Source organism: Achromobacter sp. 2789STDY5608615, from assembly GCF_001298995.1.
Taxonomy (GTDB): Bacteria; Pseudomonadota; Gammaproteobacteria; order Burkholderiales; family Burkholderiaceae_B; genus Achromobacter; species Achromobacter insuavis.
Genome location: NZ_CYTY01000040.1, coordinates 5,794 through 27,121 on the forward strand (window position 1 = coordinate 5,794; position 21,328 = coordinate 27,121).

Genomic DNA, 21,328 nt, shown 5'->3' on the forward strand with positions numbered 1-21,328 from the left:
TGCCGACCGCCGCCAGCATCGCCTCGCGCCGCGCCGCGTACAGCTTGCGCATGGCCCGCACGTGCGCGTTGTAGTGGCCGTCGGCCATGAAGCGCGCCAGCGTCAGTTGCAGGATCTGCGGCGTATGGCCGTCAACGATGCTGCGCGCGCGGCTGAAGGCGCCGACCAGTTCGTCCGGCAGGGCCATGTAGCCCATCCGCAGGCCCGGATAGAGCGTCTTGCTGAAGGTGCCGAGGTATATCGTGCGGCCATGCCGGTCCAGCCCCTGCACGCAGGCGGTCGGCAGGCCGTCGTAATGGAATTCGCTGTCGTAGTCGTCCTCGATGATCCACTTGCCGCTCTCGGCCGCCCAGCGCGTCAGGTCGAGCCGCCGCTCCAGCGACAGGGTCGCCCCGGTCGGATACTGGTGCGACGGCGTCACGTAGACGCAGCTGGCGCCGCTGCGGTCGGCCCGCAGCAGGTCGGTGCGGATGCCCTGCGCGTCGACATCGATCGGCACCACCCGGGCCTCGGCGAATTCGAATGCCTTGCGGGCGCCGAAGTAGCCCGGATTCTCCAACAGGATCGGCTTGCCCGCGTCCACCAGCAGCTGCGCGCACAGGAACAGCGCCTGGCGCGTGCTGCTCAGCACCACGATCTGCTCGGCGCGGACCTTGGCGCCGCGCTCCAGGTTCAGGTAGGTCGCGATAGCCTTGCGCAAGGGCTCGGCGCCCTGCGGATCGCCATGCAGCAGCACCGTGCCGCGATGATCCTTCATCACCTGCCGCTGCAGCCGTTCCCACACGCCGGTCGGAAAGGTGCGGGTCTCGGGCAGGCCGGTGGCGAAGGCCTGGATCGTCTGCTGGTCGGCCACGCCGCCGCTGTCGAAGATCGCGCGCCCGCGCCGGCTCAGGCCCGCCGTCGGCGCGGCCGGTTGCGGCGCCTCGGGCCGGCGTTCGCGGGCCGGCGGGCGGCGCCGCGCCGATCCGCGCAGTTCGGTGCCGATGGTCTCGGACACGTAGCTGCCCGAGCCCTTGCGCCGCGCGATGAAGCCGTCGCGCTGCAACTGCACGTAGGCGTTTTCGACCGTGTCGCGGGCCACGCCCAGCGACTGCGCCAGCGCGCGCGTGGCGGGCAGTTTCACGCCCGGGTCCAGATCGCCGTCCAGCACCAGCGCGCGCAGGGCACGCTGGATGCGCAGATGCAGATCGAGCGGCGCCAGGTCGGCGTCGCCCATGCGGATCTTCAGGGTATCCAGCGCGAAGGTCTTGCTCATGCGGTCTGCCCAAAGGCCATGAAAGCGTAGATGAAAGCCGACCATTCTAGTCGCGGCCGGCTGCGTCGGGCTAAAAAAGTGGTCTGGCCTGGAACGATAAAGTGTACTGACGTGACAGTCCAATACGGCGCTACAAAGTGGGCTGCCACTCAACCCTTCCCGCATCCCCTCGCCCCCCATGTCCTCCCCCAGCGCCTCCTCCCTGCTTCCGCGCGATCTCGTCCATCCCATCGTCGCCGGCCTGATCTCGGTCATCGTCAACTACGGCGGCACCTTCATCCTGGTGTTCCAGGCCGCCAAGGTCGCCGGTCTCAGTCCGGCGCTGACCGCCTCCTGGGTCTGGTCGGTGTCGATCGGCGTGGGCATCACCGGCATCGTGCTGAGCTGGCTCAGCCGCGAACCGGTCATCACCGCCTGGTCCACGCCCGCCGCCGCCTTCCTGGTCACGGCCCTGGCGACCACGCCGTATGCCGAGGCCATCGGCGCCTACCTGATCTCGGCCGCCGCCTTCGTCCTGCTCGGACTGTCCGGCTATTTCGACAAGGCCATCCGCCTCATCCCCCCGGGCGTGGCCGCCGGCCTGCTGGCGGGCATCCTGCTGCCGTTCGGCATCGGCGCCTTCGGCGGCATGAGCCTGGACCCGCTGCTGGTGGGCTGGCTGATCCTGGCCTATGTCGCGCTCAAGCGCTATACGGCGCGCTACGCCGTGGTCGGCATCCTGGTGTCCGGCCTGGCGCTGCTGCTGGCGCAGGACCGGGTCGACCTGTCGGGGCTGCGGCTGGAATTCGCCGCGCCCGTCTTCACCGCGCCCGCGTTCTCATTCAACGGACTGCTGAGCGTGGCGCTGCCGCTGTTCCTGATCACGCTGACGGGCCAGTACATGCCCGGCATGCTGGTGCTGCGCAACGACGGCTTCAAGACCAGCGCCAACCCCATCGTCACCCTCACCGGCCTGGGTTCGCTGCTGATGGCGCCGTTCGGCTCGCATGCCTTCAACCTGGCCGCCATCACCGCCGCCATCTGCACCGGCCGCGAAGCCCATGACGACCCGTCCAGGCGCTGGATCGCCGGCGTCGCCGCGGGCGTCTTCTACATCCTGGTCGGCATCTTCGGCGTGACGCTGGCCGCCGTATTCATGGCGCTGCCCGCGACCTTCATCACCACGCTGGCGGGCCTGGCCCTGCTGGGCACCATCGGCGGCAGCCTGGCCAGCGCGCTGGCCGACGCCAAATCGCGCGAGGCCTCGCTCATCACCTTCCTGGCGGCCGCCGCCAACATCAAGCTGTTCGGCATCGGCGGCGCCTTCTGGGGCCTGGTGATCGGCCTGCTGGCGCACGCCCTGCTCAATGGCCGCCTGCCATGGCGCGCGGCCCGTTACACTGCATCGACGCGTTCCGACTCCGCGCCCAAGCAACTGGTGAAATGATGACGACTTCCCCCGACAGCGCTGCGGCCACGCCGGCCGACGGCGACACCCAGACCCGGCACGACCAGCATGGCCGCTATCCGCAGGCCCTCAGCGTCGAGGATTTCCAGCACAACCTGGCGACGATCCACGCCCGCATGGCGGCCGCCTGCGATCGCGTCGGGCGCGATCCGGCCAGCGTGCAATTGCTGCCGGTCAGCAAGACCATGGACGAATCCCGCATCCGGCTGGCCTACGCCGCCGGCTGCCGCCTGCTGGGCGAGAACAAGGTGCAGGAAGCGCACCGCAAATGGGAAAACACCGCCGACCTGGCCGATCTGCGCTGGTCGGTCATCGGCCACCTGCAGACCAACAAGGCCAAGCTGGTGGCGCAGTTCGCCAGCGAGTTCCAGGCGCTGGACAGCCTGCGGCTGGCCGAGGCGCTGGACCGGCGCCTGCAGGCCGAGGGCCGCGCGCTGGACGTGTTCGTGCAGGTCAACACCTCCGGCGAACCCAGCAAGTATGGCCTGGCGCCCGACGACGTGGCGGCCTTCCTCCAGGCGCTGCCGGCGTATTCCGCGCTGCGCGTGCGCGGCTTCATGACGCTGGCGCTGTTCTCCAGCGAGGCCGAACGCGTGCGCCAGTGCTTCGTGCTGCTGCGCGGCCTGCGCGACCGCCTGCGCCAGGAAGCGCCCGCGGGCATCCACCTGGACGAACTGTCGATGGGCATGTCCGGCGACTTCGAGATCGCCATCGAAGAAGGCGCCACCCTGGTGCGCGTCGGTCAGGCGATCTTCGGCGCGCGCGCGTTGCCGGACAGCCATTACTGGCCGGGCAGCGCCTGATCCGCCGGGCGCTTCAGCCCACCGGCCAGCGCCCTGCCCCCTCCGGCAACGCCGGCAGGCTGGCCCGCAGCATCTCATCGATGAACGCCGCCGGCCGCAGCCGGCCGTCAGGCTTGTACCACTGCACCGTCAGGTTCATCGCGCCCAGCACGCAACGCTTGATCACGCGCGCGTCGCCGCGCAGCAGGCCGGCGGCCACCGCCGCCGCCACCGCGTCCTGCCACATCGCCTCGTAGCGGTCGCTCAACCCCTTGACGCTGGCCTGGCTCGGCGCCGACAGGCTGCGCCACTCGTAGACCAGCGCATTCATGGCATCGCCGCCGGCGCCGTGCAGCATGCTCCACATGTGCACGCGAAACAGCGCCGCCAGCCGGTCGGCCGGCGCCTGGTACAACGCCAGGGCCTGGCGGCCCGCATCCAGCACTTCCTGGATGCCGTTGTTCATCACCGCCACCAGGATTTCCTCCTTGCTGCGGAAATGGTGGAACAGGCTGCCGGACTGCAGGCCCACGGCGCGCGCCAGCTCGCGCACCGTGGTGCGCTCGTAGCCATGCTTGCGGAACAGGCGGGCCGCCGTCAGGATCACCTCGGCGCGACGCAGCGATTCCGCGCCGTCCTCGTGTCCGATCGGCGCCGCGCCCAGGTCGTCCCTGTCGATCCGGCTCATAGGCGTTCGATGATCGTCGCGGTCGCCATGCCATGGCCGATGCACATGACCTGCAGCCCGAACTGGCCGCCGGTGGCGCGCAGTCCCGCCAGCATCTTGGCCATCAACGCCGCGCCGGTCGCGCCCAAGGGATGACCATGGGCGATGGTGCCGCCCCACGGGTTGACCTTCGACGGATCCGCGCCCAGCGTCTTCAGCCAGGCCAGCACCACGCTGGCGAAGGCCTCGTTGATCTCGATCCAGTCGATATCCGCCAGCCGCAGGCCGGCGCGCGCCAGGGCCTGCTCGGTGGCGGGGATGACGCCGGTCAGCTGCAACACCGGGTCCGAGCCGATCGCCACGCGCGCGCGGAACCGCGCCTGCGGCCGCAGCCCGTCGGCCAGCGCCACGGCGCGGTCCGCCAGCAGCACCGCGGCGGCGCCGTCGGCCAGCTGGCTGGCCTGCGCCGCCGTCACATTGCCCTGCCCCGGCGCGCGCATGGCCGGCGCCAGCGCCGCCATCTTGGCCGGGTCGGCGCGCTCGCGGATGCCTTCGTCGCGCGCCGGCGTGCCGGCCGGCCCCGGCAACAGCTCGGCGTGGCGGCCCGCGCTGGCCGCCTGCCAGGCGCGCGCATGGCTTTGCATCGACCACGCGTCCAGTTCTTCGCGGCGCAACTGCCACTGCTCGGCGATACGCTCCGCGCTCTCGATCTGATGGATCAAGGGATAACGTTGCAGCAGTCCGGGGTTCAGCGATTCGAAGCCGCGGAACTCGCCCTGCCCCAGCGTCACGTCCAGGAACATGGGCACCCGGCTCATGCTCTCGACGCCGCCCGCCACCACGTAGCGCATATCGCCCGCGGCAATCGCCTGCGCCCCGACATGCACGGCTTGCTGGCTCGACCCGCACATGCGGTTCAAAGCCACGCCCGGCACCGTTTGCGGCAGGCCCGCCAGCAGCGCGGCCAGGCGGCCGATGTTGGCGCCCTGCTCGCCCGCCTGGCTGACGCAGCCGGCCACCACGTCGTCCACCTGTCCGGCCGGCAGGCCGGCGCGGGCCAGCACGCCCTGGATGGCCATGGCCAGCAAGTCATCGGGCCGGGTATGGGCCCACCAGCCGCCGCGCCGCCCGAACGGGGTGCGCACCGCTTCCACGATCACCGCGTCATTCATGCCGGCGTCTCCTCGGCGTACAGCCGTTCGATCTCGTCCGCGTAGCTGCGGTAGATGCTGGCGCGCCGCACCTTCATGGTCGCGGTCACCTCGCCATCGTCATGATCCAGTTCCTTGGTCAGCAGATGGAAGCGCTTGATCTGCGCCACGGGCGCCAGCCCCGCGTTGGCGCGCGCCACCTCGCCGGCCACCAGTTCCCGCACCTGCGCGCACTCGGCCAGCGAACGGAAATGGGTGAAGGCGATGCGCTGCGATTCGGCCCACTTGCCCACCGTCTCGAACTCCAGCTGGATCAGCGCGGCCACATAGCGCCGGCCGTCGGCGACGACCACGCACTCCTTCACGTAGGGACTGCTCTTGACCGCGTTCTCGATCTCGGACGGCGTCAGGTTCTTGCCGCCGGCCGTGATCATGATGTCCTTCAGGCGATCGACGATGCGCAGCTGGCCGTCCCGCACCGCGGCCACGTCGCCCGTGTGCAGCCAGCCGTCGCGCACCGTGTCGGCGGTGGCGGCGTCGTTCTTGTAGTAGCCCGCGAACACCATCTCGCCGCGCATCTGCAATTCACCCGCCTCGCCCAGGCGCCATTCGACGCCCAGGATCGGCTCGCCCACCGTGCCCGCCTTCACACGGTCCGGGTGCTGGCCGAAGATCATGCCGGTCGACTCGGTCAGGCCATACACCTCCACCAGCGGCACGCCGAGATTGCGGAAGTAGCGCACCACCTCGGGCGCGATCGGCGCCGCCCCCGTCATCGCCACCCGCACGCGCCGCAGGCCGATGAAGTTCTGCAGGGCCCGCAACACCAGCCAGTACCAAAGGGCGTAGGTCAGCCGTTCGCCCGCATTGCGCTGCCCGGCCGACTTTTCCGCGAACGGCGCGCAGGCCGCCATGGCCCGCTGGTACAGCCAGCGCTGCAGGCGCCCGGCCTCCTGCATCTTGATCGAGATCGACGCGTGCAGCTTCTCCCAGATGCGGGGCACGCCCAGAAACACGGTCGGCGCCACTTCGCGCAGGTCTTCCTGCACGGTGCGGATCGACTCGCCGAAATTGACCTGCGCGCCCAGGTAGATGGGCACGAAGGTCGACAGCATCTGCTCGGCCACGTGGCACAGCGGCAGGTACGACAGATGCACGCTGGCCGCGTCCATCCCCAGGCGGTCGGCGATCCCCGGCGCCACGCCGCGCATGTTGCGATAGCTCAGCATCGCGCCCTTGGGCTTGCCGGTCGACCCCGAGGTATAGATCATCAATCCCAGGTCATCCAGCCGCTGTCCGTCCAGCACGCTGTTCAACGCCGGCAGCGCCTCGGCCTCCATCCGCTGGCCGTCGGCCTCCAGTTCGGCGAAGGCGGTGATGCGGTCGCGCTCGGCCGGCGCATAGGAGCGCAGGCCCTTGGTCTCCATCACCACGATGCGGCGCAACAGCGGCAGGCGGTGCGCCACCTGCAGCACCTTGTCGGTCTGCTCCTGGTCCTCGCACACCACCAGCTCGACGTCGGCGTGCTCCAGCACATAGCCCATTTCCTCGGCCGGGCTGGTCGCGTAGACGCCCACCGCCACGCCGCCGACGGCGCCCGCGCCCAGCTGCGTCAACAGCCACTCCAGCCGGTTCTCCGCCACGATCGCCACGCGTGCGCCGCGCGACAGGCCGGCCGCCTGCAGCCCCAGCCCCACGCGGCAGGCGCGGCGCCAGTACTGCGCCCACGACACCGGCTGCCAGATGCCGTAGTCCTTTTGCCGCACGGCGATGCCGTCGGGCTGGCGGCGCGCCTGCTCGCGCAGCATCTGCGGCAGCGTCAGCGCCGGCCAGGCATCCGGCTTCACGCGGGAACCTCCGCCAGGCGCGCTCATGACAGCCAGCGCTTGCGGCGCTTGTAGTGCTTGATGTCGCGAAAGCCGCGCGCCTCGCCCGCCCCGCCCACGCCCAGATAGAACTCGCGCACGTCGGGGTCGGCCGCCAGCTTCTCGGCCGTGCCGTCGATCACCACCTTGCCGGTCTCCATGATGTAGCCGTAATGCGCCACCGCCAACGCCACCGACGCGTTCTGCTCGACCAGCAGCATCGACACCCCCTGTTCGCGATTGATGCGGGCGATGATGGAAAAAATGGTTTCCACCAGCATTGGCGACAACCCCAGCGACGGCTCGTCCAGCAGCATCAGCTTGGGTTGCGCGATCAGCGCCCGCCCGATCGCCAGCATCTGCTGCTCGCCGCCCGACAGATAGCCCGCCAGGCCGCGGCGACGCTCGTACAGGCGTGGAAAATACCCGTACACCAGATCGAAATCGGCCTTGGCGCCGCGCCTGCCGCTCAGCGCGTAGGTCGCGGCCACCAGGTTCTCCTCGACCGACAGATCCTCGAACACACGGCGCCCTTCCATCACATGCGCCAGCCCGGCGCGCACCAGGTTCTGCGGCCGCGCGCCGGCGGTGTCGCCGCCGTCGAACAGGATGCGCCCGCGCGCCAGCTCGCCGTCCTCCAGGTCGAGCAGGCGCGACACCGCCTTCAGCGTGGTCGACTTGCCGGCGCCGTTGCTGCCCAGCAGCGCCACGATGGCGCCGGCCGGCACCGACAGCGACAGGCCGCGCAGCACCTGCACCGCCTTGTTGTAGACCACCTCGATGTTGTTGATGTCCAGCACCGTGGATGGCGACGCGGCGTGTCCGGGAGTCACGGGCGCCTCACTGCAGCACGATCCAGTCGGAAGCCGGCACCATCTGCTTCTGCTTGGTATCGGCGCGATAGATCCGGCCCACCGGAATCGAATTGCCCTTGATGGTGATCGGCACGCCGATCAGTCCGCCGGTGTCGAAGTCCTTGATACCCTCCAGCGCCGCCTTCATGTTGGCGCTGGTCAGCTCCTTGCCCGCTTCCAGCGTGCGCTTGGCCACCTCGGTGAACAGCATCGCCGCCAGGAAGCCCTGCATGTAGCCGGTGCTCTGGTATTGCGGCCGCATCTCGCGGATCTTCTTGAGCATCGGCGCATCGGCCGTCTCGTCGTAGTAATAGCGGTACGGCATCACGCCCATGAAGCCCTCGGCGTCCTCGCCCATCTGCATCACGGTGGAGTTGTCCATGGTCCAGAACGTGCCCATGTAGCGCGTCTTCAGGCCCATGCGCTTGCCCTGCCCGACGAACTCGGGAATCGGCGCCAGCACGTAGCCGTGGAAGATGGTGAAGTCCGGATCGGCGCGGCGCAGCTTGATGACCTCGGTCGACACATCGACGCTACCCGGCGGCGTCATGATCTCGGTGGCCACCGTCAGCCCCAGCTTCTGCGCCACCGCGCGCGAACTGGCGATCGGGTCGCGGCCGAACTCGGTGTCCGAATACACGAACGCCACCTTGGCGCCCGGCTTCTCCTTGGCGATGTAGCGCAGCAGGATGCCGAACATCTCCGTGTAGTCCGGCCCCAGCATGAACTGCGCCGGATACTTGGCCGGGTCGTTCAGCTCGGTCGCGAACGACGCGCCCGTCATCAGGATGTTGCCCGAGCGATTCAGTTCGGCATTGATGGTCTTGGAGAATCCGGTCGAATCGCCATAGTAGAAATTGACCTTGTTCTGGCTGGTGATCTTCTTGAAGGCCGCCACCGACGCGTCCACCTTGTAGGCGGTGTCCTCCGGCACGTAACGCAGCTTGCGGCCCTTGATGCCGCCCTGGTCGTTGACGATCTTGACGTAGTCGGTGATGCCGGCATGGATGCCCTGCCCGGCGAACGCGAACACTCCGCTCAGCGGGATCGAGCCGCCCAGCACCAGGTCCTCCTCGGCCTGGGCCGCCGGCGCCGCGGCCAGCGCCAATGCCACGCCCAAGGGCGCCAGCAACTTCGATAGACCGCTGCCTATCCGGATGCGCTTCATGGTTTCGTCTCCTGGTTCTCTTGGGAATACGCGGCCGCCGTCTAGGTGCGGAATGGCCACAGATGGAAGTAGCGGCGCACGCGGCGCCAGATTTCCGCGAGCCCGTGCGGCTCGAAGATCAGAAAGCCCACGATCAGCAGGCCGAACACGATGGTGCGCACCGGCGAGATCAGCCGCAGGGCATCGCCCCCCACCGGCAGCCAGCCCACCACCAGCTTGAACAGTTCGGGCACCATGGTCATGAACACGGCGCCCAGGATGGAACCCAGGATCGACCCCATGCCGCCCACGATGATGGCCGCCAGGAAGAAGATCGACATGATCAGCGGAAAGCTCTCCGGCGTGACCACGCGGAAGAAATACGCCCACAGGCCGCCCGCCACGCCCGCATAGAACGACGACAGCCCGAACGACAGCAGCTTGTAGCGCAGCAGGTGGATGCCCAGCACCTCGGCGGAAATGTCGCGGTCGCGGATCGCGATGAACGCGCGGCCGATGCGCGTGCGGAACAGGTTGGCCGCGCCCAGCACCATCAGCGCCGTCAACGGCACGATCAGCCAATAGATCTTGAACGACGTGTCCAGATCGATCCCCAGCAGCCGCGCCGGCGGCACCTGCAAGCCGCCCGTGCCGCCAGTGAAGGCCCAATTCGCGAACACGAAGTGCGCGATGAAAGACGCCGCGATGGTCGAGATCGCCAGGTACAGCCCCTTGACCCGCAGCGACGGAATCCCCACCAGCAACCCGCCCAGCATCGCCACCACGCCGGCCCCCAACAGATTCAGCAGCACCGGCGTGCCCAGCCGCAGCTCCATCACCGCCACCGTGTACGCGCCCAGTCCCATGAACGCGGCCTGTCCCAGGCTCACCAGCCCGGTGTAGCCGGTCAGGATGTTCAACCCCGTGGCGCTGGCCACGTTGATCGCCACCAGGCACGCCAGGTACAGCCAGTAGGCGTCGGCCACGAACGGGAACAGCGCCAGCGACGCCGCCAGCAACGCCAGCCACAGCCGCTGGGTTGTTGTGTCGAACAGCGCCTCGTCGGCCCGGTAGGTCTCTTTCGCGGTCGCGATGCGCATGGCTACAGCCTCTCGATTTCGCGCGTGCCGAACAGCCCGTAGGGCCGCATCATCAGCACCGCCACCAGCACCACGAAGGTCGCCAGCAGTTTGTATTCGCCGCCCAGGTAGGCCCCGGCCCAGGCCTCCAGCAGCCCGATGAAGATGCCCCCCACCAGCGCCCCCCGCCACGCTGTCCAGCCCGCCCACGATCACCACCACCAGCACCGACAGGCCGAACACGCCCATCGACGACGAGATGCCGCCGATCGCCCCCACGATCACCCCCGACACCGCCGCGATCGCGCCCGCCGCCGCCCACGACAGCGAGAACACCCGCGGCACGTTGATGCCCATCGCATACGCCGCCCCCCCTGGTCCGACGCCGTGGCGCGCAACGCCACCCCGCCGCGCCAGTAGCGGAACACCGCCAGCACCAGCAGCACCAGCGCCAGCGCCACCCAGAAGCCGTAGAACACCTTGGGCGCGACAAACGCCTCGCCCACCATCACCGGCGCGCGCGGCATGAACTCCGGCAGGCGGCGCTGGTCCGCGGTCCAGATCAGTTCCACCACGCCCACCAGGATCGACGCCAACCCCACGGTAATCATGAACACCGAGATCGGCGATTCGCCCAGCATCGGCCGGATCGTCACCCGCTCCACCACCGCGCCCAGCACGGCCGACAGCGCCACCGCCCCGGCGATCGCCGCCCACACCGGCCAGGCCATGCCGGCGGCGAAGGCATAGAACACATAGGCGCCCATCATCAGGAATTCGCCGATGGCGATGTTCACCACCCGCGTCGCCTTGTAGACGATCACGAACGCCAGCGCCGCCAGCGCGTACAGGCCGCCGCTGCCCAGCCCCGCCAGCGTCACCTCCAGGAAGAACAGACCGTCCATCAGGCCGCCTCGCGCAGCCGCCGGCGCAGGTCGCCGACGTCGCCCGCGCCCAGATAGGCCTTGATGACCTCGGGATCGGCCTGCACCGCCGCCGGCGCGCCATCGGCGATCACCTGGCCGAAGTTCAGCACCACCACGTGGTCCGACAGGTCCATCACCATGCCCATGTCGTGCTCCACCATCAGCATCGTCACGCCCCACTCGGCGCGCGCGTCGAGGATGAAGCGCGCCATGTCGTCGGTCTCCTCGCGGTTCATGCCCGCCACCGGCTCGTCCAGCATCAGCACCTTGGGCTGCATCGCCAGCGCCCGCGCCAGCTCCACCCGCTTGCGCAGCCCGTACGACAGCGCCGCCACCGGCGCATGGCGGATGTGGTCGATCTCCAGGAAGTCGATGATGCGTTCTTCGATATCGGCGCGCAGCGCCATCTCCTCGCGCCGCGCCCGGCCGAGGTAGAACAGCGCACCGAGCACATTGGTGCGCAGGTGGGCGTGGCGCCCCAGCTTGATGTTGTCCAGCACCGTCATGCCGCGGAACAGCGCGATGTTCTGGAAGCTGCGCGCCAGCCCCAGGCGGGCGCGCTCCGGCGCCGCCACGCGCGTGATGTCGCGACCCAGGAAGCGGATGGTGCCCGCGGCCGGCCGGTAGAAACCCGAGATGGTGTTGAACAGCGAGGTCTTGCCCGCGCCATTGGGGCCGATGACCGTGGTGATGGATCCCGGCGCGACGCGAAAGCCCACGCCCGTGAGCGCCTTGACCCCGCCGAACGCCAACGTGACCCCATCCACCTCCAGCAAGGGAGGGCTATCGGATTGATCCACCTTTGTCTCCTCGCTGTTGATCGCGAAGCTGTTTTTCTATTGGCGGTGAATCAGCGTAGCCCCGAGGCAGGCGATGCGGCGAACCTGTCTTTACCTACGCTGTACAGCGCCGGAAAATCGTTCTATGCGTTACGCTTGCATGGCGGACGGCAACCGAGCAAGCGCTTGGTTCCGACCATAGCATCGTGGTTTTTGGATCGAAAGTTGGTATTTACCCGATAACGGAGACAAGCCATGAACCCACCCTTGCCCGTCTTTCCCACCCTCTTGCTGGAAGCCGGCGACGGCATCGCCACGCTCACGCTGAACCAGCCCGCCACGCTCAACGCCATCGACGTCGCCATGGCGCTCGACCTGCAACGCGCCGCCCAATGGCTCGAAACGCGCGCCGACATCCGGGTCGTGCTGCTGCGCGGCGCCGGCACGGCCTTCTGCGCCGGCGGCGACATCACGCTGTTCGAAGGCGACGTCAACGCGGTGCGCGGCAAGCTGCTCGACCTGTTCACGCCGCTCAACGATTTCGTCGCGCACGTCGCGCGCATGGACTCGCTCTGGCTGGCGCAGGTCCACGGCGTCGCCGCGGGCGCCGGCCTGTCGCTGGTGCTGGCCTGCGACCTGGCCATCGCCGAGGCCGACACGCGCTTCATGACGGCCTACCTGAAGCTCGGCGCCACGCCCGACGCCGGCATGACGCATGGTCTGAACCGCCTGCTCGGCCCGCGCCGCGCGCTCGACCTGCTGCTGCGCCACGACGCCTTCAGCGCCGCCGATGCATTGGACTGGGGCCTGCTCAACCGCGTCGCCGACACGGGCCTGCTCGCGCAACAGGCGCAGGCCTATGCCAGTCAGCTCGCCAGCCACGCGCCGCACGGCATCGCCGGCGCCAAACACCTGCTGCGCAACGCCGCGCACGCCCCGCTCGAAACGCAGCTGGCCGAAGAAACCGCCTGCTTCCTGGAGACCGCGCGGCGCGAGGATTTCGCCGAAGGCGTGCGCGCCTTCCGTGAAAAACGCGCGCCGCGCTTCCAGGGCCGCTGACGCCCCGCGTCAGAACTTGTAGGTGACGCTGGCGATCGCGCTGCGGCGCGCGCCGTACCAGCAATCGCCGCGCGACAGGCACGTCGCCAGATAGGTCTTGTCGGTCAGGTTGTTGACGTTCAAAGCATAGCGCCAGTGGTTGGTCTCGTACGCCATCATGGCGTCCACCAGCCACACCGGCGCCAGCTTCGGCCCATCGCCATCGCGGAACGACGCCATCCAGCGGGTGCCCGCGCCCACCGTGAAGCGCCCATCCAGGTTGTCGAGCGCGAAACGGTAGCGCCCCCACGCCGCGGCCTGATGGCGCGGAATGCCTTCCAGCTGCGGATCCAGATCGATGTAGTTGTAGTGCGCGATCACGTCGAACGACGACGTCACCTGGCCGCGCCATTCCAGCTCCAGGCCGCGCGTGCGCGTCTTGCCGGTCTGGATGTTGTTCAACGCCGCCGTCGGATCCGGCACCAGGCGGTTCTTCTCGCGCAGGTCGTACACCGACGCGGTGGCCAGGTGGGCGCCATCCGCCGACTGGTACTTGACGCCCGCCTCCCACTGCTTGCCGCGCAGCGGCTTGTACAGCTCGGGCACGGCGCCGTCGGGCGTGCTGCGCGTGGTGCTGGCCACCGGCGTGAACGATTCGCTGTAGCTGATGTACGGCGACCAGCCATTGCTGGCGGCGTACATCAGCCCGAACCGCTTGGTGGTGGCCTGCGCCTTGTCCACCTCGCCGCCTTCGAGCTGGCTGCGCGCGCGGTCGTACCGCAGACCCGCCGTCACGATCCAGTGCTGGCCGATCTTCATCTGGTCCTGCAGGTAGAGGCCCGTCTGGCGCTGCGTGAAGCGCGGCTCGCCGGTCAGCTCGGGGATATAGCCGTTGCCATACACCGGATCATAGGCGTCGATCGTATCCTTGCCGCTGCCGCTCTGGCGGTCGCGCCGGTAGCGCGACCAGTCCAGCCCCAACAGCAGCTTGTGCGTCACCGCGCCGGTGCTCACCTCGCCCGTCAGATGCTGGTCCAACGTGTCCATGCGCACCTTGGTGATGGTGTCATCGGCATAGCGGCCGATGATGCGCTGGTTGATCGGATCATCCGCCCAGCCGCCGGGCACCGAGAACGCGTCCGCGTAGTGCGTGAAGTACGTCACCTTGTTGTTGGCGTGGCGGAAACCCTGGCTGAACGACCACTTGTCGTTGAACTGGTGCTCGAACAGCCAGCCGAAACTGCGGCGCTCGGAATCGTAGCGGTCATGGTCCGGTTCGCCGATGAAGCGATAGGTCGGAATCATGCCGTTCGGATTCGGCGTGCGCATGCCCGACCACGGCATGAACTGCGCGGTCGAACCCGACTTGTCCTTCTGGTACAGGGCCTGCAGCGTCAGCGACGTCGCCGCGCTCGGCCGCCAGGTCAGCGACGGCGCCACCAGCGTGCGGTCGTCCGGCACATGATGCACCTGGGTGTCGGCATCGCGCTGCAACGCCACCAGGCGGTACAGCCATTGGCCATCCTCGGTGACCGGCCCCGTCAGGTCGATCTGCGCCTGCTTGCGCCCATGGTTGCCCACCTGCACGCCGACCTCGCGCTGCGCCTCGGCCAACGGGCGCTTGCTGACCATGTTGATCAGGCCGCCCGTGCTGCCCTGGCCATACGTCATGGCCGCCGGCCCGCGCAGCACCTCGATGCGTTCCAGCATGTACGGATCGGGGCGGGTCGTGCTGGTGTAGTAATCGAACGCCTGGCGCATGCCGTCCAGGTAGACGTCGACATCGGTCCCGCGCACCCGCACGCTGTCGCTGCGCGAATCCAGGCCGTAGGCGTCGGAGCGCACGCCGGCCGCATAGCCCAGCGCCTCCTGCAGGCTGGTGGCGCCCTGGTCCACGATCTGGTCGCGCGGCACCACGGTGATCGACTGCGCCGTCTCGTTCAGCGGCGTGTCCGTCTTGGTGGCGGTGGCCGAACGCGTGGCGGCGTAGCCCAGCACCGGGCTGGTCGCCGTCTCCGCGCTGCCTTCCACCTTGACCGACGGCAACGTGGTCGGTTCGACGGGCGCGGACTGCGCGACCAGCGCGGCCGGCAGCAGGCTCAACGCCGCCGCCAGGCTGGCGCGGCGGGACATGGCAGGATCAAACATCGACGTGGCTCCCCTTGATAAATTTTGAAGAGCCAAATGTTAATGTTTCTCGTTATTGAAATCGTTCCTTTTCCCTACAAAAGGAAAGACTTCCCCTGTTTACAACAGGCCGCCCACGGGCAAAACGCCCCAAACGTCCCTCCCCCATCAGGGAAAACGACAAGAAAAAAGGCGCCCCACAGGGCGCCTCGACAACACACAACCGGGTCAACCGCGCCCGGCGCGCAACTCCACCGCCTTGGCCCAGCGCCGCGCCACCGATGGCGAGGTCGCGCAGGTGGCCGACTCCGTCACCACGCGCACCGCGCGTTCGAGCAGCTGGATATCGGCCTCATGCTGGCGCGCCACATGGGGATCTTCGAAGAAGATGACGCGCTGGCACTGGTGCTCCAGCACCAGTTCCGCGATCTGCGCATCGCCGCCCAGCGGACCGCTCAGGTAGCGGTGCACCCACGGTGTGTCCTTGGGCCAGCCGCGCGACCAGGCCAGTTCGTTCAGGCGGCCGCCGGTGGTGCCGGTGGCCACGCGCCGCGCGAATTGCGACAGCACGTCGAAGTGCTCGGCGGCGAACGCCACCATCTCGTCCTTGAGCGCATCGTGCGCGATCAGCGCCAGCGTCTGGCCGGTGTAGTTGAACAGCCGCGACGCCGCCATGTCCGGCGCCAGACCCGCATGCACGCGCTCGACCTCCATCCACTCGATGGCGCCGGCCAGCGTCGAGATGAACGGCCGGCCATGCGTGATGCACTGGCGCTTGAGCGCCAGCGCCTCGGGAAAGATCGACGACGGGTCCACCGGATCGATCAGGTAGATCGCGCCATCGAACGGCTCCTGCCCATCGCGGCCCTCGGTCACGCGCGCCACCAGCTTCATCAGCCCGCCTTCGCGGCCATACGGATAGCGGATCAGGCCGGAATAGCCTTGCAGCATGCCCTCGCGCACGATGGCATCGTGGGTGCGGCCCACGGTATGCAACTGCACGCCCAGTTCGCGGATGGTGGACGAACAGGCCCGCAGCCAGGTGAACAAGGCGGCATCGGGCGATTCATGGTGCAGCCGGTTGGCGGCCAGGCCAAAGCGCAGGGGAGCAGCGGGCATCGGTAGACTCAGGGCAAGGACAACGAAGAGAGCCTTGATGATACCCCGCGTGCGCGGCCCCAATGCAAAAAACGCTCCCCGAGGGGAGCGTTTCGCGCCAGGATCAGTCGGCCTCGTCGATCCAGGCCATCTGGATGGCCTCCAGGATCTTCTCGCCGCTGCGTTCCGGGTCGTCATTGAAGCCCGGCAAGGCCAGCACCCATTCGCGCAGCTGCGTGAAACGCAGCGTCTTGGGGTCGACATCCGGATGCGTATCCGCCAGCGCCTCGGCGATCTGGTAAGTATCGGTCCACTTCATCAATGGCCCTCTTTCGCGTGGTTGATGGTGTACTTGGGAATCTCCACCGTCAGGTCGGCGTCCGTCACCAATGCCTGGCACGACAGGCGCGAGGTCGGCGTCAGGCCCCAGGCCTTGTCCAGCAGATCCTCTTCGTCGTCGGTCGCGTCTTCCAGCGATGCATAACCCTGCTTGACCACCACGTGACAGGTCGTACACGCGCACGACAGCTCGCAGGCGTGTTCGATGTCGATGTGGTTGTCCAGCAGGACGCGGCAGATCGACACGCCCTTGGGCGCGTCCTCGATCACGGCGCCCTCGGGGCAGTAGTCGGGATGAGGCAGTACAGTCAGTTTCGGCATAGCTTCTTATCAGGCGATTTCGTCAAGTTTGCGGCCGGCCAGCGCGGCGCGGATGCTGCGGTCCATGCGGCGCGCGGCGAATTCATCGGTCGCGGCCGACAGGGCCTCGACCGTGGCCTTCACCGCGTCCACGTCCTGCGCCTCCTGGGCGCGGGCGGCCGCCTGCAGGCATTCATCGACCCGTTGGCGTTCCTCTGCGTTCAGCAGGTCGCCGTCCACCGCCAGCGCGGCCTGCACCGATTCGACCAGCTGGCGCGCTTCCACCTGCTGCTCGCGCAGCATGCGGGCGCGGGCATCGTTGTCGGCCTGCGCCACGCTATCGGCCAGCATGCGCGCGACTTCGTCGTCGCTCAGGCCATACGAAGGCTTGACCGACACCGCCGCTTCCACGCCCGTGCTCTGTTCACGCGCGGTCACGCTCAACAGGCCATCCGCGTCCACCTGGAACGTCACGCGGATGCGCGCGGCGCCCGCCACCATCGGCGGAATCCCGCGCAGTTCGAAGCGCGCCAGCGAACGGCAATCCGTCACCAGGTCGCGCTCGCCCTGCAGCACGTGGATGCTCATGGCCGTCTGGCCATCCTTGAACGTCGTGAATTCCTGCGCGCGCGCCACCGGAATGGTGCTATTGCGCGGAATCACGCGCTCGACCAGCCCGCCCATGGTTTCCAGGCCCAGCGACAGCGGCGTCACGTCCAGCAACAGCCAGTCCTCGCCCGGCGCGCGGTTGCCGGCCAGCAGATTGGCCTGCAGCGCGGCGCCCAGCGCCACCACCTGGTCCGGATCCAGATCGGTCAGCGGCTCGGCGCCGAACATCTCGCCGACCGCGGCGCGCACCACCGGCATGCGCGTGGCGCCGCCCACCATCACCACGCCACGCACGTCGGCGGGTTTCAGCGCGGCGTCGCGCAGCGCCCGGCGCGCGCTCTCCAGCGTGCGCTGCACCAGCGGCTGCGCCAGCGCCTCGAACTGGGTGCGGGTCAGCGTGTGATCGATGACCTGGCCGTTGGCCAGCGTCAGTTTCAGCGTGGCGTCCTGCGCGTCCGACAGCGCCTCGCGCGCCGCGCGCGCCGCCATCAGCAGGCCGCGCCGGTCGGCGTGTGTCAGGTCGGTGGCGCCCGCGGCCGCCACCACGTGATCGACAATGAGCGAATCGAAATCATCGCCGCCCAGCGCGGTATCGCCGCCGGTCGAGATCACTTCGAACACGCCCTGCGTCAACCGCAGGATGGAAATATCGAAAGTGCCGCCGCCCAGGTCATAGACGGCATACACGCCTTCGGCGGCATTATCCAGGCCGTAGGCGATCGCCGCGGCGGTCGGCTCGTTCAAGAGGCGCAGCACGTTCAGGCCGGCCAGGCGCGCGGCGTCACGGGTGGCTTGGCGCTGGGCGTCGTCGAAATAGGCAGGCACCGTGATGACGGCGCCCACCAGGTCGTCGCCCAGCACGTCCTCGGCGCGCTGGCGCAGCACCGCCAGGATCTGCGCCGACACTTCCACCGGGCTCAGGTCGCCCTGCGCCGTGCGGATGCGCACCATGCCGGGCGCATCCACGAATTCGTACGGCGCGCGCGTGGCGCGCGCCTCTTCCAGCGAACGGCCCATGAAACGCTTGACCGACACCACCGTGTTCAGCGGATCCTCGGCCTGCTGCGCCAGGGGCTCGCGGCCCGTCGTGACCTTGCCGCCGGGAAAATAGCGCACCGCCGAGGGCAGCAGCACATGGCCCTGCGCATCGGGCAGGACTTCGGCAACGCTGCTGCGCACCGCGGCAACCAGGGAATTGGTGGTGCCCAGGTCGATCCCCACCGCCAGCTTGCGCTGGTGCGGCGCGGGCGATTCGCCGGGCTCGGATATCTGCAATAAGGCCATGATTGTTCTTTTCTACTCAGTAGGCGGCGAAGTCCGGGTCGCCTCGCGGCCGGGCCTTGCCCGGTCCCGTTGGCTAGGAATCGGGATGGGCGTGGGCCAGCTCTTGCGCCAGCTTCTCCACGAACATCCATTCCCGCACCTTGAGACCCGCGGCGGCGTAGTCGCGCTGTTCGTCCAGCAGGTGCGTCAACACCGTGCGCATCTGCTGCCGGGCTTCCTCCAGCTCGGTCCGCAGCGCGGCCAGGACGCCGGCGTCGTCGCGCGCATCGTCCATCATTTCGCGCCAGGTCATCTGCTGCATCAGGAAAGCCGTGTCCATCGACGTATTGCTCTCGGTCTGCAGATCCACGCCGGCCTGCTCGCACAGATAGCGCGCCCGCAACAGCGGATCGCGCAACTGGCGGTAGGCCTCATTGGCGCGCGCCGCCCACTGCATGGCCACGCGGCGTTCCGCGGGACTGGCGGTGGCAAAGCGGTCGGGATGCACCTGCGCGGCGACGGTGCGCCACGCCGATTCCAGCGCCTGGGCGTCCAGGTCGAAGCGTGACGGCAAGCCGAACAGGCTGAAGTGATCGTCTCCAGCCAAGACTTACACCGTGAACGACTCGCCGCAGCCGCAGGTCGCCTTCTCGTTGGGGTTGCGGAACTTGAAGCCTTCGTTCAGGCCTTCGCGGGCGTAGTCGAGCTCGGTGCCGTTCAGGTAGGCCAGGCTCTTGGGATCGACGAACACCTTCACGCCGAAGCTCTCGAACACCTCGTCCTCGGGCGCCGCGTCGTCCACGTACTCCAGCTTGTAGGCCATGCCGGAACAACCCGTCGTCCTAACGCCGAGGCGCAAGCCGATCCCCTTGCCGCGCTTTTGCAAGTAGCGGCCGATGTGGGTGGCGGCCTGTTGGGTCAGGGTAACGGACATGTTCAGCTCGCAACAGCTTCGGCCGGAACCGAATGCTTTTCCTTGTAGTTCTGCACGGCGGCCTTGATCGCGTCTTCGGCCAGGATCGAGCAGTGCACCTTCACGGGCGGCAGGGCCAGTTCTTCGGCGATCTGCGTGTTGCGGATGTTCATCGCTTCGTCCAGCGTCTTGCCCTTGACCCATTCGGTCACGAGCGAGCTGGAGGCGATGGCCGAGCCACAGCCATAGGTCTTGAAGCGCGCGTCTTCGATGACGCCGGCTTCGTTCACCTTGATCTGCAGCTTCATGACGTCGCCACAGGCCGGCGCGCCGACCATGCCGGTGCCCACCGAGTCGTCCGACTTGTCGAACGAACCGACGTTGCGCGGGTTTTCGTAGTGATCCAGGACTTTGGTGCTGTAAGACATGTTAGTTCTCCACGTATTCTTTGGCGCGGGCGCTTAGTGCGCGGCCCACTGCACGGTATTCAGATCGATGCCTTCCTTGGCCATTTCCCACAGCGGCGACATATCGCGCAGCTTGCCGACACGGCTCTTGAGCAGTTCGATGGTGTAGTCGACTTCCTGCTCGGTGGTGAAGCGGCCCAGCGTGAAGCGGATCGAGCTGTGCGCCAGCTCGTCGTTGCGGCCCAGAGCGCGCAGCACGTAGGAAGGTTCCAGGCTGGCCGAGGTGCAGGCCGAACCGCTGGACACGGCCAGTTCCTTGATCGCCATGATCAGGGACTCGCCTTCGACATAGTTGAAGCTGACGTTCAGGTTGTGCGGCACGCGGTGGTCCATGTCGCCGTTGAGGTAGACCTCTTCGATCTGCGACAGGCCAGCCCAGAGGCGATCACGCAGCATGCGGATGCGCTCGTTTTCGGTGCCCATTTCTTCACGGGCCAGGCGGAAGGCCTCGCCCATGCCGACGATCTGGTGCGTGGCCAGCGTGCCCGAGCGGAAACCGCGCTCGTGGCCGCCGCCGTGCATCTGCGCTTCGATGCGCACACGCGGCTTGCGGCGCACGTACAGCGCGCCGATGCCCTTGGGGCCGTAGGTCTTGTGGGCCGAGAACGCCATCAGGTCGACCTTCAGCTTCTGCAGGTCGATCTCGACCTTGCCGGTGGCTTGCGCGGCGTCGACGTGGAAGATGATGCCCTTCTCGCGGCAGATCTCGCCCAGGGCTTCGATGTCCTGGATGACGCCGATTTCGTTGTTCACCATCATCACCGACACCAGCACGGTGTCGGGCCGCAGCGCCGCCTTGAAGACGTCCAGATCGATCAGGCCGTTGTCCTTGACGTCCAGGTAGGTCACTTCAAAGCCCTGGCGCTCGAGTTCACGACAGGTGTCGAGCACGGCCTTGTGCTCGGTCTTGATGGTGATGATGTGCTTGCCGCGCTCGGCGTAGAAGTTGGCGGCGCCCTTGATGGCCAGGTTGTCCGACTCGGTGGCGCCGGAGGTCCAGACGATTTCGCGCGGATCGGCGTTCACCAGCTTGGCGACTTCCTCGCGGGCACGTTCGACGGCGTCTTCGGCTTCCCAGCCGAACGAGTGGCTGCGCGAAGCGGGGTTGCCAAAGCTTTCGTACAGCCAGGGCACCATCTTTTCGACGACGCGCGGGTCGACCGGGGTCGTGGCCGAGTAGTCCAGGTAAATCGGGCGGGTGGTCATATCTACAACTCCTACT

The 21,328-nt window shown here is 68.0% G+C and carries 20 protein-coding genes and 1 pseudogene; 3 read left to right on the forward strand and 18 right to left on the reverse strand.

From position 1 onward, the window contains the following. A partial coding sequence (locus tag AOZ49_RS25670; protein WP_054478511.1) for a MocR-like pyridoxine biosynthesis transcription factor PdxR occupies positions 1-1,255 on the reverse strand: 1,255 nt, incomplete at its 3' end. Between the two features lie 178 nt (positions 1,256-1,433). On the opposite strand from AOZ49_RS25670, the gene AOZ49_RS25675 reads away from it, so the two are divergent. Both AOZ49_RS25675 and AOZ49_RS25680 read left to right on the forward strand, forming a co-directional pair. After that, positions 1,434-2,681, forward strand: a complete 1,248-nt coding sequence (locus AOZ49_RS25675; protein WP_054478513.1) for a benzoate/H(+) symporter BenE family transporter — start codon at positions 1,434-1,436, stop codon at positions 2,679-2,681. Further along, entirely contained in the window at positions 2,678-3,505 is an 828-nt protein-coding gene (locus AOZ49_RS25680; protein ID WP_197286779.1) for a YggS family pyridoxal phosphate-dependent enzyme, read from the forward strand. Before AOZ49_RS25675 ends, AOZ49_RS25680 begins: the two co-directional genes overlap by 4 nt. A 13-nt stretch (positions 3,506-3,518) precedes the next feature. On the opposite strand, the gene AOZ49_RS25685 is transcribed toward AOZ49_RS25680, so the two are convergent. The 8 genes and pseudogenes from AOZ49_RS25685 to AOZ49_RS25720 form a co-directional block, all read right to left on the reverse strand. Then, the gene (locus tag AOZ49_RS25685; protein WP_054478515.1) at positions 3,519-4,172 is read right to left on the reverse strand and encodes a TetR/AcrR family transcriptional regulator; all 654 of its coding nucleotides are present in this window, start codon (positions 4,170-4,172) and stop codon (positions 3,519-3,521) included. Further along, positions 4,169-5,323, reverse strand: a complete 1,155-nt coding sequence (locus AOZ49_RS25690) for a thiolase family protein (RefSeq protein WP_054478517.1) — start codon at positions 5,321-5,323, stop codon at positions 4,169-4,171. Before AOZ49_RS25690 ends, AOZ49_RS25685 begins: the two co-directional genes overlap by 4 nt. Next, complete coding sequence (locus AOZ49_RS25695) at positions 5,320-7,110, reverse strand: AMP-dependent synthetase/ligase (RefSeq protein WP_231690444.1); 1,791 nt, start codon at positions 7,108-7,110, stop codon at positions 5,320-5,322. Before AOZ49_RS25695 ends, AOZ49_RS25690 begins: the two co-directional genes overlap by 4 nt. Positions 7,111-7,172: 62 nt before the next feature. After that, positions 7,173-7,967: an ABC transporter ATP-binding protein gene (locus AOZ49_RS25700; RefSeq protein ID WP_049077697.1), complete on the reverse strand. Its 795-nt coding sequence runs from the start codon at positions 7,965-7,967 to the stop codon at positions 7,173-7,175. 40 nt (positions 7,968-8,007) lie between these two features. Next, positions 8,008-9,189 (reverse strand): ABC transporter substrate-binding protein, encoded by a 1,182-nt coding sequence (locus AOZ49_RS25705; protein ID WP_054429934.1) that lies wholly within the window; start codon positions 9,187-9,189, stop codon positions 8,008-8,010. Between the two features lie 41 nt (positions 9,190-9,230). Then, positions 9,231-10,268 (reverse strand): branched-chain amino acid ABC transporter permease, encoded by a 1,038-nt coding sequence (locus AOZ49_RS25710; RefSeq protein WP_054478521.1) that lies wholly within the window; start codon positions 10,266-10,268, stop codon positions 9,231-9,233. Between the two features lie 2 nt (positions 10,269-10,270). Beyond that, positions 10,271-11,152, reverse strand: a pseudogene (locus tag AOZ49_RS25715) (branched-chain amino acid ABC transporter permease). Then, entirely contained in the window at positions 11,152-11,949 is a 798-nt protein-coding gene (locus AOZ49_RS25720) for an ABC transporter ATP-binding protein (RefSeq protein WP_369815874.1), read from the reverse strand. Before AOZ49_RS25720 ends, AOZ49_RS25715 begins: the two are co-directional and overlap by 1 nt. A gap of 258 nt (positions 11,950-12,207) precedes the next feature. On the opposite strand from AOZ49_RS25720, the gene AOZ49_RS25725 reads away from it, so the two are divergent. Continuing rightward, positions 12,208-13,011 (forward strand): enoyl-CoA hydratase/isomerase family protein, encoded by an 804-nt coding sequence (locus tag AOZ49_RS25725; protein WP_054478525.1) that lies wholly within the window; start codon positions 12,208-12,210, stop codon positions 13,009-13,011. 9 nt (positions 13,012-13,020) lie between these two features. On the opposite strand, the gene AOZ49_RS25730 is transcribed toward AOZ49_RS25725, so the two are convergent. The 9 genes from AOZ49_RS25730 to AOZ49_RS25770 all read right to left on the reverse strand — a co-directional run bounded on the left by AOZ49_RS25730 (position 13,021) and on the right by AOZ49_RS25770 (position 21,312). Further along, on the reverse strand, positions 13,021-15,123 hold the full coding sequence (locus tag AOZ49_RS25730) for a TonB-dependent siderophore receptor (protein ID WP_054478527.1): 2,103 nt from the start codon (positions 15,121-15,123) through the stop codon (positions 13,021-13,023). Between the two features lie 222 nt (positions 15,124-15,345). Then, complete coding sequence (locus AOZ49_RS25735) at positions 15,346-16,236, reverse strand: methylglyoxal synthase (RefSeq protein ID WP_006395858.1); 891 nt, start codon at positions 16,234-16,236, stop codon at positions 15,346-15,348. Between the two features lie 103 nt (positions 16,237-16,339). Next, positions 16,340-16,534, reverse strand: a complete 195-nt coding sequence (gene iscX / locus AOZ49_RS25740; RefSeq protein WP_006395859.1) for a Fe-S cluster assembly protein IscX — start codon at positions 16,532-16,534, stop codon at positions 16,340-16,342. Continuing rightward, positions 16,534-16,875 (reverse strand): ISC system 2Fe-2S type ferredoxin, encoded by a 342-nt coding sequence (gene fdx, locus AOZ49_RS25745; protein WP_006395860.1) that lies wholly within the window; start codon positions 16,873-16,875, stop codon positions 16,534-16,536. The genes iscX and fdx overlap by 1 nt, the downstream gene beginning before the upstream one ends. A gap of 9 nt (positions 16,876-16,884) precedes the next feature. Then, positions 16,885-18,747 (reverse strand): Fe-S protein assembly chaperone HscA, encoded by a 1,863-nt coding sequence (gene hscA / locus AOZ49_RS25750; RefSeq protein WP_054478530.1) that lies wholly within the window; start codon positions 18,745-18,747, stop codon positions 16,885-16,887. Positions 18,748-18,820: 73 nt separating this feature from the next. Continuing rightward, a complete protein-coding gene (hscB, locus tag AOZ49_RS25755; RefSeq protein ID WP_054429948.1) occupies positions 18,821-19,333 on the reverse strand; it encodes a Fe-S protein assembly co-chaperone HscB in 513 nt (170 codons plus the stop codon). A gap of 3 nt (positions 19,334-19,336) precedes the next feature. Next, positions 19,337-19,660, reverse strand: coding sequence for an iron-sulfur cluster assembly protein IscA (gene iscA, locus AOZ49_RS25760; protein ID WP_054478531.1), 324 nt, complete (start codon positions 19,658-19,660; stop codon positions 19,337-19,339). A gap of 2 nt (positions 19,661-19,662) precedes the next feature. Continuing rightward, a complete protein-coding gene (iscU, locus tag AOZ49_RS25765) occupies positions 19,663-20,067 on the reverse strand; it encodes a Fe-S cluster assembly scaffold IscU (protein WP_006386173.1) in 405 nt (134 codons plus the stop codon). Between the two features lie 33 nt (positions 20,068-20,100). Beyond that, positions 20,101-21,312: an IscS subfamily cysteine desulfurase gene (locus AOZ49_RS25770; RefSeq protein ID WP_006395865.1), complete on the reverse strand. Its 1,212-nt coding sequence runs from the start codon at positions 21,310-21,312 to the stop codon at positions 20,101-20,103. Positions 21,313-21,328: the final 16 nt, after the last annotated feature.

What these genes read in the sequence shown, in the direction of transcription:
- AOZ49_RS25675 (WP_054478513.1), top strand. Translation starts at nt 1,434, where the DNA reads ATGTCCTCCCCCAGCGCCTCCTCCCTGCTTCCGCGCGATCTCGTCCAT.
- AOZ49_RS25680 (WP_197286779.1), top strand. Translation starts at nt 2,678, where the DNA reads ATGATGACGACTTCCCCCGACAGCGCTGCGGCCACGCCGGCCGACGGC.
- AOZ49_RS25685 (WP_054478515.1), bottom strand. Translation starts at nt 4,172, where the DNA reads ATGAGCCGGATCGACAGGGACGACCTGGGCGCGGCGCCGATCGGACAC.
- AOZ49_RS25690 (WP_054478517.1), bottom strand. Translation starts at nt 5,323, where the DNA reads ATGAATGACGCGGTGATCGTGGAAGCGGTGCGCACCCCGTTCGGGCGG.
- AOZ49_RS25695 (WP_231690444.1), bottom strand. Translation starts at nt 7,110, where the DNA reads ATGCTGCGCGAGCAGGCGCGCCGCCAGCCCGACGGCATCGCCGTGCGG.
- AOZ49_RS25705 (WP_054429934.1), bottom strand. Translation starts at nt 9,189, where the DNA reads ATGAAGCGCATCCGGATAGGCAGCGGTCTATCGAAGTTGCTGGCGCCC.
- AOZ49_RS25710 (WP_054478521.1), bottom strand. Translation starts at nt 10,268, where the DNA reads ATGCGCATCGCGACCGCGAAAGAGACCTACCGGGCCGACGAGGCGCTG.
- AOZ49_RS25725 (WP_054478525.1), top strand. Translation starts at nt 12,208, where the DNA reads ATGAACCCACCCTTGCCCGTCTTTCCCACCCTCTTGCTGGAAGCCGGC.
- AOZ49_RS25730 (WP_054478527.1), bottom strand. Translation starts at nt 15,123, where the DNA reads ATGTCCCGCCGCGCCAGCCTGGCGGCGGCGTTGAGCCTGCTGCCGGCC.
- AOZ49_RS25735 (WP_006395858.1), bottom strand. Translation starts at nt 16,236, where the DNA reads ATGCCCGCTGCTCCCCTGCGCTTTGGCCTGGCCGCCAACCGGCTGCAC.
- iscX (WP_006395859.1), bottom strand. Translation starts at nt 16,534, where the DNA reads ATGAAGTGGACCGATACTTACCAGATCGCCGAGGCGCTGGCGGATACG.
- fdx (WP_006395860.1), bottom strand. Translation starts at nt 16,875, where the DNA reads ATGCCGAAACTGACTGTACTGCCTCATCCCGACTACTGCCCCGAGGGC.
- hscA (WP_054478530.1), bottom strand. Translation starts at nt 18,747, where the DNA reads ATGGCCTTATTGCAGATATCCGAGCCCGGCGAATCGCCCGCGCCGCAC.
- iscA (WP_054478531.1), bottom strand. Translation starts at nt 19,660, where the DNA reads ATGTCCGTTACCCTGACCCAACAGGCCGCCACCCACATCGGCCGCTAC.
- iscU (WP_006386173.1), bottom strand. Translation starts at nt 20,067, where the DNA reads ATGTCTTACAGCACCAAAGTCCTGGATCACTACGAAAACCCGCGCAAC.
- AOZ49_RS25770 (WP_006395865.1), bottom strand. Translation starts at nt 21,312, where the DNA reads ATGACCACCCGCCCGATTTACCTGGACTACTCGGCCACGACCCCGGTC.